The 18689-nt window shown below is 60.8% G+C and carries 15 protein-coding genes and 1 pseudogene; 8 read left to right on the top strand and 8 right to left on the bottom strand.

Going from position 1 to position 18689, the window contains the following annotated elements:
• Nucleotides 1-31: 31 nt before the first annotated feature.
• From A6V37_RS17575 to A6V37_RS17565, 3 genes and pseudogenes are all read left to right on the top strand, one after another.
• A pseudogene (locus A6V37_RS17575) lies at nt 32-1597 on the top strand (S10 family peptidase); the annotation flags it as partial.
• A gap of 37 nt (nt 1598-1634) precedes the next feature.
• Entirely contained in the window at nt 1635-2603 is a 969-nt protein-coding gene (locus A6V37_RS17570) for a T9SS type B sorting domain-containing protein (RefSeq protein ID WP_064286162.1), read from the top strand.
• A complete protein-coding gene (locus tag A6V37_RS17565) occupies nt 2600-3682 on the top strand; it encodes a hypothetical protein (RefSeq protein WP_064270502.1) in 1083 nt (360 codons plus the stop codon). Before A6V37_RS17570 ends, A6V37_RS17565 begins: the two co-directional genes overlap by 4 nt.
• A 23-nt stretch (nt 3683-3705) precedes the next feature.
• Here A6V37_RS17565 and A6V37_RS17560 read toward each other — a convergent pair whose 3' ends face one another.
• Both A6V37_RS17560 and A6V37_RS17555 read right to left on the bottom strand, forming a co-directional pair.
• A complete protein-coding gene (locus A6V37_RS17560) occupies nt 3706-5238 on the bottom strand; it encodes a serine hydrolase (protein WP_082902833.1) in 1533 nt (510 codons plus the stop codon).
• Nucleotides 5239-5496: 258 nt separating this feature from the next.
• Complete coding sequence (locus A6V37_RS17555; RefSeq protein ID WP_064270500.1) at nt 5497-5724, bottom strand: hypothetical protein; 228 nt, start codon at nt 5722-5724, stop codon at nt 5497-5499.
• A 92-nt stretch (nt 5725-5816) separates the two neighbouring features.
• Here A6V37_RS17555 and A6V37_RS17550 point away from each other — a divergent pair, with 92 nt between their 5' ends.
• On the top strand, nt 5817-6383 hold the full coding sequence (locus tag A6V37_RS17550; RefSeq protein ID WP_064270499.1) for a hypothetical protein: 567 nt from the start codon (nt 5817-5819) through the stop codon (nt 6381-6383).
• An 86-nt stretch (nt 6384-6469) separates the two neighbouring features.
• Here the strand turns inward: A6V37_RS17550 and A6V37_RS17545 are convergent, their stop codons facing one another.
• Nucleotides 6470-7174, bottom strand: a complete 705-nt coding sequence (locus A6V37_RS17545) for an SDR family oxidoreductase (protein ID WP_064270498.1) — start codon at nt 7172-7174, stop codon at nt 6470-6472.
• 132 nt (nt 7175-7306) lie between these two features.
• On the opposite strand from A6V37_RS17545, the gene gcvA reads away from it, so the two are divergent.
• Nucleotides 7307-8206 carry a transcriptional regulator GcvA gene (gene gcvA, locus A6V37_RS17540; RefSeq protein ID WP_064286161.1) on the top strand — a complete coding sequence of 300 codons (900 nt, stop codon included), beginning with the start codon at nt 7307-7309 and terminating at the stop codon, nt 8204-8206.
• 187 nt (nt 8207-8393) lie between these two features.
• Nucleotides 8394-9608 carry a mechanosensitive ion channel family protein gene (locus tag A6V37_RS17535; protein ID WP_064270496.1) on the top strand — a complete coding sequence of 405 codons (1215 nt, stop codon included), beginning with the start codon at nt 8394-8396 and terminating at the stop codon, nt 9606-9608.
• 357 nt (nt 9609-9965) lie between these two features.
• On the opposite strand, the gene A6V37_RS17525 is transcribed toward A6V37_RS17535, so the two are convergent.
• Together A6V37_RS17525 and A6V37_RS17520 are read right to left on the bottom strand one after the other, a co-directional pair.
• A complete protein-coding gene (locus A6V37_RS17525; RefSeq protein ID WP_064270494.1) occupies nt 9966-10553 on the bottom strand; it encodes a c-type cytochrome in 588 nt (195 codons plus the stop codon).
• Between the two features lie 425 nt (nt 10554-10978).
• On the bottom strand, nt 10979-11629 hold the full coding sequence (locus tag A6V37_RS17520) for a DsbA family oxidoreductase (RefSeq protein WP_064270493.1): 651 nt from the start codon (nt 11627-11629) through the stop codon (nt 10979-10981).
• 338 nt (nt 11630-11967) lie between these two features.
• Between A6V37_RS17520 and A6V37_RS17515 the strand changes: the two genes are divergently transcribed.
• Both A6V37_RS17515 and A6V37_RS17510 read left to right on the top strand, forming a co-directional pair.
• Complete coding sequence (locus tag A6V37_RS17515) at nt 11968-13107, top strand: FAD binding domain-containing protein (protein ID WP_064270661.1); 1140 nt, start codon at nt 11968-11970, stop codon at nt 13105-13107.
• Between the two features lie 162 nt (nt 13108-13269).
• On the top strand, nt 13270-14382 hold the full coding sequence (locus A6V37_RS17510; protein WP_064270492.1) for an alkene reductase: 1113 nt from the start codon (nt 13270-13272) through the stop codon (nt 14380-14382).
• 21 nt (nt 14383-14403) lie between these two features.
• On the opposite strand, the gene A6V37_RS17505 is transcribed toward A6V37_RS17510, so the two are convergent.
• The 3 genes from A6V37_RS17505 to A6V37_RS17495 all read right to left on the bottom strand — a co-directional run bounded on the left by A6V37_RS17505 (nt 14404) and on the right by A6V37_RS17495 (nt 18682).
• Nucleotides 14404-14775 (bottom strand): response regulator transcription factor, encoded by a 372-nt coding sequence (locus tag A6V37_RS17505; protein ID WP_064270491.1) that lies wholly within the window; start codon nt 14773-14775, stop codon nt 14404-14406.
• Between the two features lie 170 nt (nt 14776-14945).
• A complete protein-coding gene (locus A6V37_RS17500) occupies nt 14946-16112 on the bottom strand; it encodes a hybrid sensor histidine kinase/response regulator (protein WP_064270490.1) in 1167 nt (388 codons plus the stop codon).
• Nucleotides 16109-18682 carry a PAS domain S-box protein gene (locus A6V37_RS17495; RefSeq protein ID WP_064270489.1) on the bottom strand — a complete coding sequence of 858 codons (2574 nt, stop codon included), beginning with the start codon at nt 18680-18682 and terminating at the stop codon, nt 16109-16111. The genes A6V37_RS17500 and A6V37_RS17495 overlap by 4 nt, the downstream gene beginning before the upstream one ends.
• Nucleotides 18683-18689: the final 7 nt, after the last annotated feature.

Below are 18689 nucleotides of genomic sequence, written 5' to 3'. Positions count from 1 at the left end.
AATGTCAACAGCACCCAGTGTCCCCTCACCTGATCAACCGTACTCCGATCCGCTCGCATACGGCAGCGGTCCCGGCGACTCGATCAGCGACAGCACGGAGCAGGCAGCGATTACGCATCATCAGGTGGAGCTCGGCGGGAAGGCCATTGCCTATACGGCGTACGCCGGTCATCTGGTCGCACGAGACCCTGTCAGCGCGCAGCCGTCGGCGAAGATTTTCTATGTGGCATTCACCGCCGACGGGGCGGACCTCTCCACCCGGCCGGTCACGTTCTTCTATAACGGCGGACCGGGTTCGTCGTCGGTGTTTCTGTTGCTCGGATCGTTCGCGCCGCAGCGGATCAAAACCGACATGCCGAAATTCACGCCGGCCGCGCCCTACACGATGGAGCCCAATCCCGACAGCCTGCTCGACAGAAGCGACCTGGTGTTCATCAATCCGGTCGGCACCGGCTATTCCGCGGCTATCGCGCCGAACACGAACAAGAACTTCTGGGGCGTCGACCAGGATGCCGCTTCATTGCGGCAATTCATCGAGCGGTTTCTGACCGTCTACGATCGCTGGAATTCGCCCAAATTCCTGTTCGGTGAATCGTATGGCACGGCTCGCAGCTGTGTGCTTGCCTATCTGCTGCACGAAGCCGGCATCGATCTGAACGGCGTGACGCTGCAATCGTCCATTCTCGACTACTCGCAGGCCGGCAATCCTGTCGGACTCCTGCCGACGTGCGCCGCCGACGCGTGGTATCACAAGAAGATCAACGTTGCCCCGCCGCCCGCCGATCTGCCGTCGTATGTGCAAAGCGTGATTCCGTTCGCGCAGACGCCTTATGCGCAAGCCGTCGCGGCGTTTCCGAACGCCGACGCCGCGACCGTGCAGAAGCTGAGCGATTTCATCGGCATTACGCCCGTGGTGCTCGATAGCTGGAGCCTCGACGTCGCCGCGCAGAACGCGATCGGGAATATGGCCTTCCTGGTGTCCCTGATGGCATCGGACGGCCTCGAACTGGGCTCATACGACGGCCGGGTGACCGGCGTGGGAACCGGCATTGCCGCGACGATCAATCCGAACTCGGGCGGCAACGACCCGACGATGACCGCGGTCAGCGGCGTCTACACGGCGATGTGGAACACCTATCTGAACGACACGCTCAAGTACACGTCGGTGACGCCCTTCACCGACCTCAATGATCAGGCGTTCGCGAACTGGGACTTCGGCCACATCGACCCGACAGGCGCGCAGAAAGGCAAGGACGTGAACGGCAATATCGTGCTGTACACCGCGGGCGATCTCGCGGCGACGATGGCGCTGAACGTCGATCTGAAGGTGTTGTCCGCGAACGGTTACTACGACGCGGTCACGCCTTTTTACCAGACCACAATGGATCTGCAGAACATGCCGTTGCAGAACGCCGCAGTACGTCAGAACCTGACTCTCAAATACTATCCGTCGGGCCACATGGTATATCTCGACGGCGATTCGCGTACCGCGCTGAAAGCCGATCTGGCAAAGCTATACGACAGCACGATCACCGACCACGCTGCCATGGCGCGAGTGCGGATGCTGCAGACGAGGACGAAAGAGCGGAAGCAGTGAGGTTGCAGGCATAGGCACTTGCCATGTGAGAAGCATCATGAAGCGGCATCCCGGCATCTCTTCGCGGCGGCTTGGCACCGCCGGCCGCGTCGTGATTATGTGCCTGTCTCTTGGGCCGCTCTTGGCCCATGCGCAGAGAGCGCCGGGTGGGGGATACGACCGTCCGCAAGGCGGCGGTGGGCCGTCGGTATCCATTCCGCTGCAGTGGCTCTTCAATCGTCCGGAGGGCGGGTCCGAAGCGCGTCCCAAGCCACCTGATCCGCGGCCCAAACCTGACGCGGAGAGTCTGCTGAAGTACGGCCCTCAATTTCCAGTGTCGCTGAGCGCCGGGTCATTTACCGTCGAAGGATTCATGCAGGGCGGCTGGCCTTTCGTGATCGACGTCGCACCGCGCCCCGACAGTTGCACATGGCTCGCGCTCAGCGCGGGCGAGAAAACGTATCCGAGCATCATGCTGGACGCGGACGGCCGCGCCGGCCGGCATGTCATCAAGGTCCCGCTTCCCGACGAGATAGGCCCCAGCCCCCAGCCGGGCCAATATGCCGTCTATTCGGTGCAGCGGGCGTGCACGTCAGCCACCGGCGGCGACCGGCAAACAGCGCGCCCGTTTTCTCCCATTGCCATCTATGGCATTGGCGGCGGGCCGCGCGCGGTTGGGTCCGTCGCGGTCAACAACCTGCAGTTCGGACCGTCCGCACCGCGGTTTCCGCAGGAATCGGCTTCGATCGGCTACAGCACCATTCGCGACTTTGGCCGTGGTACGGAAGAAATACTTCGCTTCGAAGTGACGGCGCCAGACCAGGTGAGCGTGCAACTCGTCGGCGCGACGCCGCACGATCCCTTGCAGAAAGGAACGCACAGCGGGAGCTGGGACGGCAAGGATGGGGGCGGTGCAAGGGTGCCGGGCGTCTATCGTCTGCAGGTGCGAGTCTGGGACACGCTGAATGACGAAAAGAGCTGGGCTGGCGCGATTTCGCCGGACTCCGTACACATCGTGAAGCAATGAACCGCCGAGCAAAACCCCATCCCCCGGCGCGAGCGCGGGCGCGTCCGGTCACGCCCGCCGCGCGCGTGATCATCAGGCGCTCAGGCATCGCGCTGATTGCGCTGCTCGCGCTTGCGGCGCTCTACTGGTACGCGACCAGCCGGCCCGTTAGCCGCCCTCTTCCGCCGGATCCGTGGAAAGTGGCAGCCGGAGACCGGCTCGTTCTCGAACCGCTCGCGCCGGGGCCGCTGCTTGCTGTCGAGGGTGCCGACAACGAGGGCGTTGACGTGCGCTTCGACGGCGCGCATCTCGATGACCAGACGGTCAAGTCACTACACGATGACTTCGCGCTAACGATGCCGACGTCCGACGGCGCGCTATCCTGGACGACCGCGCAAGCGGGAACGGGCCACACGATGATCGACATTGCCTTGGAACCGGGCTCCGGCATCGCCGACGTGCAGATCGCCCACATTGGCGAAGGGCCGCATCCGGGGTTGAACATCGTTGCACATCATGCCCCGCTGAAGGTTCAGCTCGCCGTTCTGCTCGGCGACGGCGGCACGGCGCCTGCCGTCGCGGAACAGAAAGAGTTGCGCGTCGCCAACCAGCCGGCCGCACGCGTTCCCGGAGCCGTTGCGCTGACTGTCCTGGTTCAGGAGGACCATGCGCTCACGTTGACTTTTCCGTCCAGAAAGCCTGCTTCGGTCCTGCATCTCGGCGGGGCCGAAGATCCCGATGCGGCCAGTTCCGGTCTGCCTTTGCGCAGCGCCGCCGTGCGGCTGTCCGACAGCAGCACCGATACGCTCTTCGCGTGTGCGGCGAGTGAGGAAGCGGATTATCGGCCGCTACGGAGTCCGGCGATTCAGGATTGTTCGACCAGCGGGCTGTTGCGTGCCACGAAACTCGAACTGAAGCCGGACAGTGTGATCGTCACGATTCATGGCAGTGCGTGGTTCACGAAGAATGGCGTCTGGGTCACAGACGACTGGTTTAGCAAGTACATCGGAACGAATCTGGTCCTTGGCGTGCTGATTAGCGCCATGGTCGGCGCGCTTTGCACGATGGTGGTCACGGCGGTGTTCGGGCGCGCTTCGTAAATCGGGCAGCTTCGCCTTCGACGCTATTGCGCGCGATCAAAGTGCCCGTAGCTGGTCGTGTAGACGTTCGGCACCCTGCTGCCGTCAAAGCCGGTGGCACGCGGATTGCCTTCTTTGAACGCAAACGTGAGAAGTCCGGGTGGTACGTCGGGATTCTCGAACGTGATCAGGAAAGAGTCGGCCGACCAATGCGTCAACTGCCCGGGATAATCATGCGCACCGACCTTCACGGCAAGGCTTTCGCCGTTGCGAACCACCGTTAGCGATCCATACAGCGGGCTGACAAAGGGACCCGCGAAGGCGTCAAGATCACGTGATAGCGGCTTCGCATCGGGCGGCGGCTTGGGCACATCGAGAAGCGCAAACCATCCCTTTTGTTCCTCGTGAATCTGCTTTTGCAAGTCTCTGCCTGACGGCGCGAGCACACGCTCGAGAAACTCCGCGCGGACGGCCTCCGGAAATACCGTCATCTGCTTGTTGGCAAAGATGGCGATGCCAATGTCTCGCTCCGGAACCAGCGTGACGATGGTGCGCATGCCGTTCAGCGCGCCATTCTTTTCGATCACGCGCCAGCGAAGAAAGTGGTAGCTCTCGCAGCCCAGCCCGGCCGAGTCATTCGGATCGTTCAGCGGACCACCAGGGCCTTGCACCATGCTCGCCGCGAAGATCTCCGTCACGGTGTCCTTGCTCAAAACCGGCTTGCCTTCGAAAGTGCCTTGCGCGAGCAGCATCGTCATCCACCGTGCGATGTCATGGCCCGTCGATACGATCGCGCCCGCACCACTAAATTTGTCGACGTTCTCGTACGGCATGACCGTGCCGTCGATGTTATGCGCCGTTGCCCGGTTGTCGTCCTTGAAAAGTTCCGCCTGTACCGGACCGCTACGCGTCATGCCGAGCGGCTCCAGCATCGTGCTCGACAGCACTTGCGGGGGGCTCATTCCGGCCGCCCGTGCAGCGCTGTATTGCCCAAGAAAAATACCGTAGTTCGAATACGCCCATCGCGACCGGAAGCTATGGTCGAATGGCTGAAAGCGCGCGCGGTGCAGCAGCTCGTCAAAGCTGAACTCGAGTTGGGGAAGGAGGTCGTCTGTATAGGCCGGCAGCCCGGTGCGGTGTGCAAAGAAATCGCGCAGGGTGACGTTCTGCGTGGCGTACGGCTCGGCGAGCACGGTGTCAGGCGAAAAAGTCGTGACCGGCGCGTCCCAGGACACCACGCCCCGATCGACTAATGCTCCGACCGCCGTCGCGGCGATGAACTTGCTCATAGACGCAATCTGAAATCGCGTATCTCCGTCGACAAGCGCTGTTTCGCCACGACGGCGCACGCCGTACCCCTTCAGGAACTCCGTGCCTTTGTCGCTCACCACGACGACAACCGCCCCAGGCACCCCATAGTCATCAAGCGTCTTCTGGATGAACTGATCGAACGTAAGTCCATTCACATCGCGTGCAAGGGGATCTTCGGCGCGCGCGGGCCGCGACGCCGACAGCGTCGACGCAAGTAGCAGCAGCATCGTGAACCAGTGGGATCGAAGTACGGATGTCTCGGTCATCGCCGCCTCCTGTCGGCCGGACTTAGCGTTTTAACGCTTAGTCCGGCCCCATGCAAAGCCAAGTCGACTATGTCATCTATTCGAAAGCGGAAGCCTTCGTCGTGCAACGATACCGCGGCGTTACGGGTGACATTCAATGTGGGCACGCGCGATTCTGAATGCGCCTGTCTTTTGTCCGATTTTCATTGGCGCCCCGCGAATAGTGTCGATTACACCATTTTTTGCTACGCGACCTTAAAGCGTGGCGGACTCACGAAGTCACCATTGCGCGGATTTTCGTGCACCTCTTTTGCACGTGCCTGCCAACGCCAAGCGGAAAAAAACCGCCTGGTGAAGCGTTTCGACATTCATTGCTTCGACCTGCGCCCAGGCATTCTCGCCGCACACACCGGAACAGCCGGCCACATTGGCGGTCGCTCGTTCTCTCATCCCATACCTGGCAAATGGCATCAGCCACGGATCACTGCGGCCGTTCGAAATTTCCATTGGTTTGCCATAGGGCGCCTAAACCCGCGGGCAAAAAAGGGCCCCTGCTCGCCGTGATGTTAAGAACCTGATTCGATGGCAAGGAGATGACCATGAAGATCAAGCATTTAGTCGCTTTGTCGGCAACTGCCGTTGCACTTCTCTCGCTCAGCGGCGCCGCGCAGGCCGAGAACCATTGTTCAAAGGAGACGCTAAAGGGAGCGTATGGGTTTACCGGTCACGGACAGATTCTTGGATTACTGGATTCAAATAATGCCTTGCATCCGTTCGCCAGTCCGTTGACCCTTGACGACGTCGCCCTGATTAAGTTCGATGGCAGGGGCAATTATTCACGCACCGACTATGGGGTCATCAACGGGCTGCCGAAAGGGGGGCAGACTACATTCAATCCGTACCAGACCGGCACCTACACAGTGAACTCCGATTGCACCGGCACCATGAGTGTCATCTATACCGCGGGAGGCCCCGTGCCGGCCGGCACGGAAACTGACCTGCAGATCGTCATCGCTCAGGACGGCACGCTCATCGAATCGGTTGTGTCGAGGGCAATCGGCACGGGAGGCTCGACGCCGGACGGCATCATGTGTCCACCGAATTGCCAGCAAGGTGTGCAAGAACAATTCGAGGGGAAAAAGGTCGAGGTCTACGGCTTCCGCTAATCGGATTCCGGCTGGATCCACGCTTGCTCGCTATGGCTGCCTTCATGAGGGCGGCCATAGTGAGTGCTAATGATAACGAGCGCGCTTTACAACGCTCGCACGATGCCGCCGTCGACGCGAATATTCTGGCCGGTCATATAGCCGGCGCCATCCGACAACAGGAACGCTACCGTTTTAGCGATCTCTTGCGTCTTGCCAAAACGGCCGACCGGAATGCGCGCGACGATTTCAGGCGTCTCCGGCCAGCTGTCGATAAAGCCTGGCAGAACCGAGTTGATCCGGATGTTGTCCTTGGCGTAACGATCGGCATACAGGCGCGTGAATGCGCTGAGTGCCGCGCGCAGCGCGGAAGAAACCGGCATGGCCTGCTCCGGCGCGTCGGCCGCGAAGCTCGAAATATTGACGACCGCTCCGCCACCTTGCTGCAGAAACACCGGCGTGACACGCCGCAGCACACGAGCGACGTTCAACACGATCAGATCCAGCCCCTCGTGCCATTTGCTGTCCTCGATGGCAAGCAGATCGCCCTTGGGCGGATGGCCCGTATTGTTCACGACCGCGTCGATGCGGCCATACTTCGCGAGGGTCTCGCGAACAAAGCGATCGATGTCCGCCTCCTCGGTAACGGACCCGGCAATACCGAACCCGCCCAACTCCTTCGCCAGCTCGACAGCACTGCCCGATGGCGACATCAGTGCCACGCGATAGCCGTTCGCCGCGAGCTCCCGTGCGATAGCCGCGCCCATGCCCTTGCCAGCCGCTGTTACCAATGCCACTTTTTCTACAGTCATCCCGTTCTCCTTCAAGATACCCACTGAGCGCCGCGCCGGGCTTTAATCCACTTACCGTAGCCATACTGTAAGGCGATAGAATGATGCTGTCGAATCATGATTTCTCCAGTCAGACTGTAGAATTTCTACTGCATGAAAAATCTGCTGCAAACCCGCCGGCTTCCACCGCTCAACGCGCTTCGCGCCTTCGAAGCGTCGGCGCGGCACCTCAACTTCCGTCTGGCGGCCGACGAACTCGGCGTCACTCAAGGGGCCGTTGCACAGCAGGTGAGGCATCTTGAGAATGTTGTCGACGTCCAGCTATTCCAACGCTTGCCGAGGGGGCTTGCCCTCACCAGCGACGGACTGGAGTATTTCCCGGCGGTACAGCGCGCGCTGCTGATCATCGCCGACGCGACGGAAGCGCTTGGTCAACGCTCAACGTTTCTCACTATAAGCACTACACCGTCTTTCGCGGCGAAATGGCTGATTCCCCGGCTGTCGGACTTCGGCCGGTTGCACCCGGACATCGAAGTCCGCGTCATGGCCGACGAGAAGCTCTCCAACTTTCAGACCGACGGCGTGGACATCGCCGTTCGGCTGGGCAAGCCACCATTCCCCTCCGGACTGACCGGCGAGTTGCTGTTTCCGCTCGATATGTTTGCTGTGGCGAGCCCAAAATTGCTCAGCGCGGGGCCGCCAATCCGGAGCCCCTCGGATCTGGCGAAGCATGTCTTGCTGCACGATGCGCACAATTCGTGGCCCGAGTTTTTCGACGTGGTGGGTGGACGAACCCGCGTCGATACATTGAAAGGACCACGGTTCAGCCAGTCCTTACTCGCCATTGATGCGGCGATCGCGGGCCAGGGTATCGCGCTGACCAGTGAGCCGCTTGTCGAGCGCGATATTGCAGAGGGTCGTTTGCGGCGCGTTTTCGATTTCTCGTTTCCGACGTCGCTCGGCTTCTACGTCGTGTACCCGCAGGCCAACCTCCATCGGGAAGCGAGTGAATCCATGCGCAAGTGGCTGTTCGCTCAGTACAAACAGGCGTAAGGCTCCGCCACGGGCGACACCGCTACAATAGCCATCGTGCGATGCGCGTGCCGCCCGGTCCGGCCCTGCTCGCACGGTGGCAAACCCGGCGGCGGCAGGCGCCGCACGCTTGCCACGGCAGCGTGCCGACCCGCTGGACAGACCGGATCTCGCCGGCGCAATGAGCTCGCCGGCAATGGGAGGGTCCATGTTCGACAAGGCGCTGCGTATTGAAGGTGGGCCGGACTGGCATCACTTCCAGGTCTACACCGACAGTTGGGCCGTCGCGATCCTGCTCATTGCAATCCTGCTGCTCGCGATTCTGCTGGCGAGCGCCATCTGCTACTACGCCACGCGCTCGATCATGCTGCAGATTGTGGGCCGCCTCGCGCGCCAGGAGCGGCACAAGTGGCTGCGCGCCGCCGAGCGCCACAAGGTTTTCCATCGGCTCGCGCCGCTCGTCCCTGCCGCGATCGTCTATGCGGCCGCCCCCCTGCTTTCCGGACTGACGTTCCCGCTGATTGCAGCGCTCGGGCACCCGCTGGCGCTGCTCGCGGGCTGCTACATGGTGTACACGCTGCTACGCGCCGCCCTCGCGTTCCTCGACAGCGTCGGCGAGCGCTACAGCCACTTCCCGTCTGCGAGCGAGCGGCCCATCAAAAGCTTCTTGCAGGTCGCCACCATCGTGCTCTACGTGATCGCGCTGATCGCCGCGATTTCGGTGCTGCTGGAGCGCTCGCCTGCGTACTTCCTCACTGGCCTCAGTGCGATGACCGCACTCCTCATCATTATCTTCCGCGATTCGCTACTCGGATTCGTGGCCAGCATCCAGCTCACCGCGTACGACATGCTGCGGGTGGGCGACTGGATCGAGGTGCCCGGCTTCATCGCCGACGGCACGGTGATCGACATCGCGCTGAACACCATCAAGGTGCGAAACTTCGATAACTCGATCGTCATGCTGCCGAGCTACGTCCTGCTGACGCACAGCGTAAAGAACTGGCGAGGCATGACAGACTCGGGCGGTAGACGCGTCAAGCATGCGATTCATTTTGACGTCGACACCGTGTGCTTTCCCGACGAGGCGCTGCTCGCCCGGCTGCGCAACGGCATCGACCGGCCACTCGCCGACCTTGTGTCCGACGACACGCAACGCCACACGAATCTCGGCCTGTACCGTCTCTATCTGACGGCGCATCTTCGCGACCACCCGGTCGTCCGCCACGACATGCCGCTCGTGGTCCGTCAACTGCAATCCACTCATGCTGTCGTCGCATTGGAGATTTTTCTCTATCTCGACGAGACGCGCTGGATACCGTACGAAAACCTGCAGTCTGACATGCTCGACCATGCTTATGGGCTCGTGCCGCTGTTCGGCTTACGCTGCTGGCAGGAGCGGCGCGCGTCATCCCCGCTGCCGTAGGAGCGGACGCGTGGCGGAATCCGACGCCCAGATCCGCAGCTGACATCAGGCGCATCAATGATGCTTTGCCTTAACCGGACTGCGGACGCTGCGCGGACATTTGCGTGACCACCCGAGGGAAAATGCACACAGGTATTTTTACGTGCATGTTCTGATCGCCGCAGACGTGACCCGCGTAATCGACGGTCTCGCTGCGCGTAGCCGGCCCGCGGGTTAGCGAATGGTTCGCTGGTTCTGTTGTACAAGCGGTCAACAACACGGCAATCTGGAGAGCAACGACAACGCGCTTCATGTTATAGATCCAACTCCCGATGAGAAACATTCAGCCGACCGAAGTTGTTGACCAGAGCGGCGCCGTCAGTCTTTACCAGTCTGCGGCGTCGGACTTTTCAGCGATACGGCCGTGCTGCCAACCTGATCGTCACCATGCACGAGCAGGTCGTATTTATCCTTCGATACGCCACGCTCGGCGAAGATAAACGCGGCCACTTGCCAGAGCGCCTCGTCCGACTGCGTCTTCCCGAAGGAAGGCATCGCCGTCATGTTCACGCCATGCTTGATCGTCCAGAACATCAGCTCGGGCTTATTGCGGCGGCTCGCAGAAAGGAGCGAGGGCGCGGCGGGCTGAATACCCTGGCCGACGGCACTCAGTGGCCGGTCAGGCGCACCGTGGCAGAGGGCACAACTGGCGTCGTACATGCGCGCGCCTGCACGTATGTTTTCAAACGAGAGCAGGTCGCCAGGCGCGACGTCGGCCCCGGCGTGCCGGTGCAACGAGGCTTCGTACGTTCCGTGCAGCAGCTTTGCTACGATCGGGATGTCTCGGGAACTTGCCGAAACGTCGTACACCCCGGAATACATGAAGGCCAAACCTGCCGCGCCGAGCAACACAAATACTGCTACAACGGTGGCGACGATGGTCGCAATTCGAGTACGAAGAGACATCACGATGTTTGTGCCGCGTCGCGTTGATGGATTTCCCATTCTCCGCGGCCCTGCTTGCCGAGCACTGACGCCTGGATTACCAATTTGTCATCTGCCCTGGATTCCAGTCGCCGCTCTCCAAACATCGGCGCTGCTGAAACCCGTACTCAAGCGAGGAAGTCCCGGATCTCGTGCGCTTCCTTGCTATGCGCAGCGCCAAGAACCCTGACCACTCTTGCGCCTTCCATCCCCAGCCTCCACGACAATCCTGTCACGCTCGTCGAAATCGCCTCGCGCGAGCGGCGCCGCTGCATTTCCCTAACTGCGCATGCTGATCTCATGCAGCCTTGCAGTCGAATTAAAATTTCAGAATGCTAAGCGCCGCGGCAACCATGGACTGCCGCCCAACCTTCGAGGCGAGCGGCCCATAATCACCGCGGCCCTGCTTACGGCGCTGTGGTGCCGGCTTTCAATGCGTTTTCGAGTGTTGCCCGAAACAGAGCGACGGACTGCGCACCGCTAACAACCTCGTCGCCAATCTTCACCGACGGCACCGAGCTGACGCCTTGCGCAATTGCCCGAGCTTCAAGCGCGCGCACTTCGCCGACTCCGCCACCCGACGCAAAAAACGTTTCGATCTCGTCTTTGTCGAAGCCCGCCTCTACGGCAATCTCCGTCAACACGGCGATGTCTCCAATGTCGCGTCCAGCGGAAAAATACGCATGGAAGATCGCCTCTACCAGCGCTGCGACGTCGTGCCTCTGTTGCAGCACCCATACGAGCCGATGAGCGGCAAGCGTGTTCGGTGTTCGCTTCGCCAACGCGTAGTTGAATTCCAGACCCGCCTGGCGTCCGGCCGCGGTGACCTGAGCATCCATGATTTGCGAGCGAGCCCAGCTCCCAAACTTCGCCGAGCGGTATTCCTTGCGATCGCGGCCTTCGACCGGCATGTCCGGATTCAATTCATAGGGAACAAACACGAGTTTCGTTTGCCCGCCGGCATTCGCTTCGCTAATGGCCTGCTTCAGCTTCTCCCCACCGATCCAGCACCAGGGGCAAATAAAGTCGTATGTAACCTCGATATTCAGCTCGTTCATCGAACACCTCCAGAAAGGATTGATTGCAGATGCACGATAACGCCGCCGCCGACCGATAAGAATCACAGCATGAGGCAATGCACCTTTGCGCGTCAGGCAAGGGGAAGCGGAAACCGCGTCGCCTTCTGCTCACTCATCTGATGCACGGAGCGACCCCGTTCGCCGCAGTAATTTTGAAGACTACTTTCTGCAAATCCTGCAAAGGTGGATTGCGTTGCACCTGCATTCTCCGCTGATTACGTAACGGCTAATCTCCCGCTACCTGGCAATAAAAGGAGAACGCCGTGTCCATCATCGCACTGCCAAACGATCAGACGCAGAACAATCAGGAGCACTCCATCAGCCGTGCCAATCGACCGCGCGCAACCATAATCGGTGGCTCGCTCAGCGGTCTTTTCACGGCAACTGCGCTGCGCGCGGTCGGATGGGACGTCAAGCTCTTCGAGCAGTCACCCAATGAACTCGACAGCCGGGGCGGCGGCATCGTGTTGCAGCCCGACGTGCTGGAAGCCTTCCGTTTCGGCGGCGTAAAACTGCCGGTCTCTCCGGGCGTGGACTCGGGAGATCGCATCTATCTCGACCAGAACGACCGCATCATCGAGCAGTTCTATATGCCGCAGACGCAAACCTCATGGAGCCTCATCTACAGCGCCATGAGGCGTGCATTGCCCATCGACGTCATTCACCCCGGCGAACGTTTCACTCATCTCGAGCAAACCGGGGAGTCGGTCAAAGCCTATTTCGAAAGCGACCGAGTCGAAGAAAGCGATCTTCTGATCGGCGCCGATGGTGGGCGCTCCACGGTTCGGGCGCAGTTGCTGCCCGATTCGCAGCCCAGCTATGCCGGCTATATCGCGTGGCGCGGTCTCGTCGAAGAAAATGAACTGCCAATCGATGCGGCGAATGTTTTACGCGACCGCTTTACCTTCCAGCAAGGTGATGCGCATCTGATTCTGGTTTATCTCGTCCCCGGCGAAAACGGCGCCACCGAAGCCGGCAAGCGGCGCTGGAACTGGGTCTGGTATCGCCCGATGTCCAGCGACAGCCTCAGCGCCTTGATGCTGGACAGGAACGGAACCCAACGCAGCAACTCTCTGCCGCCTGGAACGACGAAAGACGCCGACATCGCCGAACTGCGTTCCGCCGCGAGCAGGTTGCTCGCGCCCACGCTGCAGGTTCTCGTTCACGTGACGAAGGAACCCTTCGTCCAGGCGATTCAGGATCTTCGGGTTGAACAAATGGTTTTCGGCCGGACGATCCTGCTTGGCGACGCTGCGTACATACCACGCCCGCATACCGCGGGCAGCACCGCCAAAGCTGCTGCGAACGCCGTGGCGCTGGCTCAGGCACTCTCGCGAGGCGGTGCGCGCCTGCAGTCTGCGTTGGCCGGCTGGGAGCAACAGCAAAGGCGGCTCGGAACCAGCATGTCGGAACTCGGCATTTCGCTGGGTGACCGAATCATGAAGCTTCGCCGCTAGTGTCTGACCGGCATGGCGGAGGTCTTCGATACGGAACTCAGCGGCAAAGTCTGGTTCGGCCGTTGCACACCACGCAAAGATGTGTAGCACGCCGTTGGGATTCCGCCCAAACCCCGCCTCCCCTACGCTTACACACATCAACCAACCACACGGAGCTTCACCATGACCAAGCACCTGTTTAACCCGATCAAACTGGGCCGCCTCTCTCTCGATCACCGCGTTGCAATGGCTCCTCTCACGCGCTCGCGCGCCGGCCAACCGGGCAACGTGCCGACCGACATCAACGTCGAATACTATCGCCAGCGCGCCAGCGCGGCACTGATCGTAAGTGAAGCGACGCAGATCTCGCAGCAGGGCCAAGGTTATGCGTGGACGCCGGGCATTCACACGGAACAGCAGATTGAAGGCTGGCGCGCCGTCAGCAAGGCTGTTCACGAAGAAGGCGGCCACATGTTCCTTCAACTGTGGCACGTTGGCCGTGTTTCCCACCCCGTGTTCCAGCCGGATGGCGGCCTGCCTGTTGCCCCTTCCGCCATGCCGGTGCCGGGAAAGACGTTCATTGTCGACGAGGCCGGCAATGGCGTGTGGAGCGACGTGCCGGTGCCGCAGGAACTTACCGTTGAAGGCATTCGCGAGATCATCGCCGACTACCGGCGTGCCGCACGCAACGCGATTGCAGCCGGCATGGACGGCGTTGAAATTCACGCTGGCAACGGCTATCTGCTGGATCAGTTCATCAACAGCAACAGCAATCAACGCACCGATAGCTACGGCGGCAGCATCGAAAATCGCGCCCGCCTGCTGCTTGAAGTCGTCGCCGCCGTCAGCGACGAAGTGGGCCCGCAAAACGTCGGGGTCCGCCTCACACCCATGGGACGCTTCATGGGCATGGGTGATGAAACGCCCGAGGCAACGTTCGGCTACATCGTGCGAAAGCTCAGCGACTATGGCCTCGCCTATCTGCATCTGGTCGAACCGGCGATGGTAGGGACGGTCAAGGACGAAAACTTCGACCCGCGCTGGGATGCCATCATCAAGCTGCTGCGCGAAGAATTCAAAGGTGTGCTGATGATCGCCGGCGGCTATGACCGCGATACCGCCGAACAGGCGATCGCCAACGGCCGGGCCGACATCATTGCGTTCGGCAGACCCTTCATTGCAAATCCCGACCTGCCGGCTCGCCTGCGCGGCGGGCACCCGCTGAATGTCGCGGACAGCACCAGTTTCTTCGGCGGAGATGTAAGCGGCTACACCGACTACCCGGCCATGAGCTAAGCGTCGGCATGCGCGGCACAGTCAGGGCGAACCCAACGCCCGACTGAGCCAATGCGCCATGGCGGTGGCATCGACAGGTTTGGGGAGAAACGCCAACACCCCATCCTCTTCGATCTTCGCCTGAAGCGCGACTGGGGGGAATGCCGAAATGAACAGGGTGGGCGGTGCGTACCCGTACTTCAAAAGCTGAACGTGCATCTCGATGCCCGACATGCCGGGCATTCGCACATCGGAGATCAGACAGGCAGTCCCGCCCAGATCACTGGATTGGAGAAACTCTTCCGCCGATGCAAATACGCGTGTTTGCCATCCAAGCGAGCGTACCAGGCTCGCCGTGGCCCTCCGGACTGACTCGTCGTCGTCGACGATACAAACAATCTGAGTGGCGTCCACGCGGCGGCCCCGGTTCCCAAATAATGGTCTACGAACGCGCGGACTGCTACGCCCGCGCATTCAACCGTACAAGGATAATTCAGAAGGCTCAGCCGGGAAACCATACGAATGTATAACAAGCAACTAGCCTGACGTGCAGCTCGATCTGGTACCAAATAGGTGCAGATTGCTCAATGACCACAGTTCACATTCAGGGTCGCGATCAGCCCTGGTTGATTGTCGTTAAAGGCGAGCGAGCCGCGATGGAGCGTCGCGACCGCCTTCACGAGTGCGAGCCCAAGGCCCACGCCCGGCGTTCCGCGGCTTGCGTCGCCACGATAGAACCGCTCGGTGACTTTTGACTTTTCCTCATCCGGAATGCCTGGGCCGTCGTCCGCAACCGAAATCGCAATCATGTCGTCGGTGCGCGTGGCGACGACACTGACCTCTCCCCCCTCCGACGCGAATTTCAATGCGTTGTCGATCAGATTGCCGATCGCCTGTGCAAGCAGAAGCGGATCGGATACAGCTGTCAGATCACCGGAAGTCCGAAGCGACAGCGTAACGCGGCGCAGCTCCGCCACCGGTTGATAGAACTCGACCGCGTCCGAAACGATGGTGTCCAGATCGCTCGGCATGAATCCCGAGCGGCGAACGCCCGCGTCGATTTCGGCGAGACGCAAAAGCGCATTGAAGATGCTGATCACGCGATCGACATCGGACAATGCGACCTCGAGTTCGGTCAGGCATTGATCATCTTTGCCTTGCCGTCGCAGCGTCAGCGTCATCACCTCGAGGCGCGAACGCAATTCGGTGAGCGGCGTGCGCAAATCGTGAGCGATCGCGTTCGACACGTTGCGCACACCATTGATGACTTCGAGCAGCGCCTCCTCGGCCTGTTTGCGCGTCTTCACTTCCTTTTGCAGCTGGATGTTCTGCTCTTCCTGCAGTTTTTGCAGCGCGTGCAGTTTCAGGTGCGTATCGACGCGTGCGGCCACTTCTTCCATCTGCAGCGGCTTGGTGATGTAATCCACCGCCCCGGCGCGAAAGCCCGTGACCTTGTCCTCCGTTCGCGTGAGCGAAGTCATGAAGATCACCGGAATGTCGCGCGTCGTCTCGGCGGCCTTCAATTGCCGGCAGGTCTCGAAGCCGTCGAGTCCGGGCATCATGACATCGAGCAGAATCAGGTTGGGCTGCACCAGCGCTGCGCGCCGCAACGCTTCCGCCCCGTCACGCGCAACGGCGACCCGCAGATTGTTGCTTTCGAGGCATTCAACCACGAGTCCCAGATTCGCCGGTGTGTCGTCGACAACCAGAACAATGGGTGCGCCCGCGCCGAATGGTTCCGTTGTGCTCACGAGTCTCGATCCAAATGTCGTTCGATCATGGATAGTAAGGCCTGCGATTCAAATGCCGACGCAAGACGGCGCAATTGCGTCGCGAAGGCCTCATAGCGGGCATCGAGGTTGATCAGGTAATCCGCGTGATGGACGATGGCACGCATGGAGCCAAGCAGCGCAAAGCGATGCAGTGTCGCCATTTCCTCAGGCGGTGGGACGATGGGATTGTCGATCACAACGGGTTGGCGCGGCTCGCCTTCACGATCCGCGACCTGAAGGGTTGGACTGAAATCCGCCACCTCCGCATAGGACACGGGTACATCCAGTTCGAACCAGAACGTGCTGCCACTGCCCACGGTGCTCGTGACATGAATGTCGCCGCCCATCACTTGCACCAACTGGCGGCTGATCGCCAGTCCAAGACCTACACCGCCTGTACGCTGAGTCAAATTGCCGGCCTGCTCGAAGGGATGAAAGATCGTTTCCAGCCTGTCCGGACTCACGCCGACACCCGTATCTCTGACTTCGAAGCGCAGCCTTCCATCCGAAATCATTCGAACGACCAACGTGACTTCACCCTGGTCCGTGAACTTGACTGCATTCGCAAGCAGATTCAACAGCACCTGCCGGAGGCGTTTTTCGTCCACACGAATAACCAGCGACAGATTCGCGGGCGCTTCGAGGTTCAGGACAAGATTCTTCTGATCAGCGCGCACGCTCACCATTTCGGCGATGACCCGTATAAACGGTCCGAGCGGTACGTCCGTCACGTTCAGTTCGAGCTTGCCCGCTTCGATCCGGGCAAAGTCGAGAATGTCGTTGATCAGCATGAGCAGATGCTCGCCGCTCTGTTCGATCACTTTCAGACTCGACAGTTGCCGCTCCGTCATGGCTGCGTCGCGCCGCAAAATCTGCGCATAACCCAGAATACCGTTCAGCGGTGTACGCAACTCGTGGCTGATGTTGGCGAGAAACTGGTCTTTGGCGCGGTTTGCCGATTCGGCGGCGTCTTTTGCGACGCGTACCGCGTCCTCCAACGCCTTGCGCGCCGAAATATCCTGCAAGATCGCAATGGTGTGAAGCGCCCGGCCGTTCGCGTCGCGCTGAAGCGCCACCGACACGCTCACCCAGACGCGAGACCCGTCGAGTCTGACGAGCGGCATCTCCTCCGAGTAGTGCGAAAGCCTGCCCTCGGTCAGCGAGCGGTATTTTTCCTCGCTCGCGACCAGAAAGTCCGGATCGGCAATATCCTGAAAGCGGTTGAGCAACAGGGTCTCACGCTGGTGGCCGACGATATCGCACAGGCGTTGATTCAGGCGCAAGAAGTGCCCGTCGAGATCGCAGTGCGCGATGCCAACCGCGGCGTTTTCGAAGGTGCCGCGAAAGCGCGCTTCACTGGACCGGAGCGCCTGCTCAGTCAGTTTCAGTTGCGTGATGTCTACCAGACTGCCAACGAAGCGGATCGGTTTCCCGCTTGCATTCCACCGCGCCATACCGCGCACGAGCACCCAGCGGATGGTCCCATCGCGATGGCACAGGCGGTTCTCCACTTCGAACACGTCTGTCTCTCGCTTGAGGTAGCGCTGTATCGCCGCTTCGGTGCGTGCGCGGTCATCGGGATGCAACACCGACATATAGGCATCGTAATCCAGCAAAGTGGTCGGACGCGTGAAGCCAAGCCATTCCCAGATGTTTGAAAATTGCGCGAATCCATGATGGTGGTCGCCGTCCGGCATGTCGATTTCCCACACACCGACGTTGGATCCGTGCATCGCCATTTCAAGGCGGGCATTCGTTTCACGCAGTATTTCCGCCTCTTCGGCTCGACGCCTTTGCGTGACGTCGCGAAACACCAGCACCACGCCGAGAATTTCGCCACGATCGTCGACGATAGGCGACCCGCTGTTTTCGATCGCGATCTCATGTCCGTCGCGCGAGAGCAGCAGCGTGTGGTTCGCCAGTTCAACTATGGTGCCGGCGCTCAGCACGGCGGTCACCGGATCTTTCGCCGGCGCACGCGTGGTTTCGTTGATCACGCGAAATACGTCCACCAGCGGGCGTCCCATCGCATCGTGGCTAGCCCAGCCCGTCAGCGTTTCCGCGACCGGGTTGATAAAGGTGATGCACGATTCCCGGTCAGTCGCAATCACCGCGTCGCCAATACTCGACAGCGTGACCGCGTACCGTTGTTCACTTTCGCGCAAGCGGCGTTCCGCGCCGTGCTTATAGAGCGCCATGTCGACGACAGTACGCAGTTGCATATCGTCAAACGGCTTGAGAACGTATCCGAACGGTTCGGTAAGGGTTGCGCGCCGAACCGTTTCTTCGTCGGCATAAGCGGTCAGGAAAACGACCGGCAGATTGAAATTCTCACGGAGCAGCCGTGCGGTGTCGATTCCGTCGAGTTCGCCCTCCAGCCGCACGTCCATCAGGACCAGATCCGGTGCGGTCTCGGCTGCGAGCGGAACTGCGTCTTCGCCGCGCGCGGTGATGCCGACCACCGTGTGGCCCGCGCGGCTCATCTGCTGCGCGAGGTCTCTGGCGACCACCCGATCGTCTTCGACTACCAGAATGCGTGCGGGGGCCATAGCGAGT

Source organism: Paraburkholderia ginsengiterrae (assembly GCF_001645125.1).
GTDB lineage: Bacteria > Pseudomonadota > Gammaproteobacteria > Burkholderiales > Burkholderiaceae > Paraburkholderia > Paraburkholderia ginsengiterrae.
The sequence above is the reverse complement of the archived record's forward strand: the minus strand, read 5'-3'. Positions and strand labels throughout refer to the sequence as shown.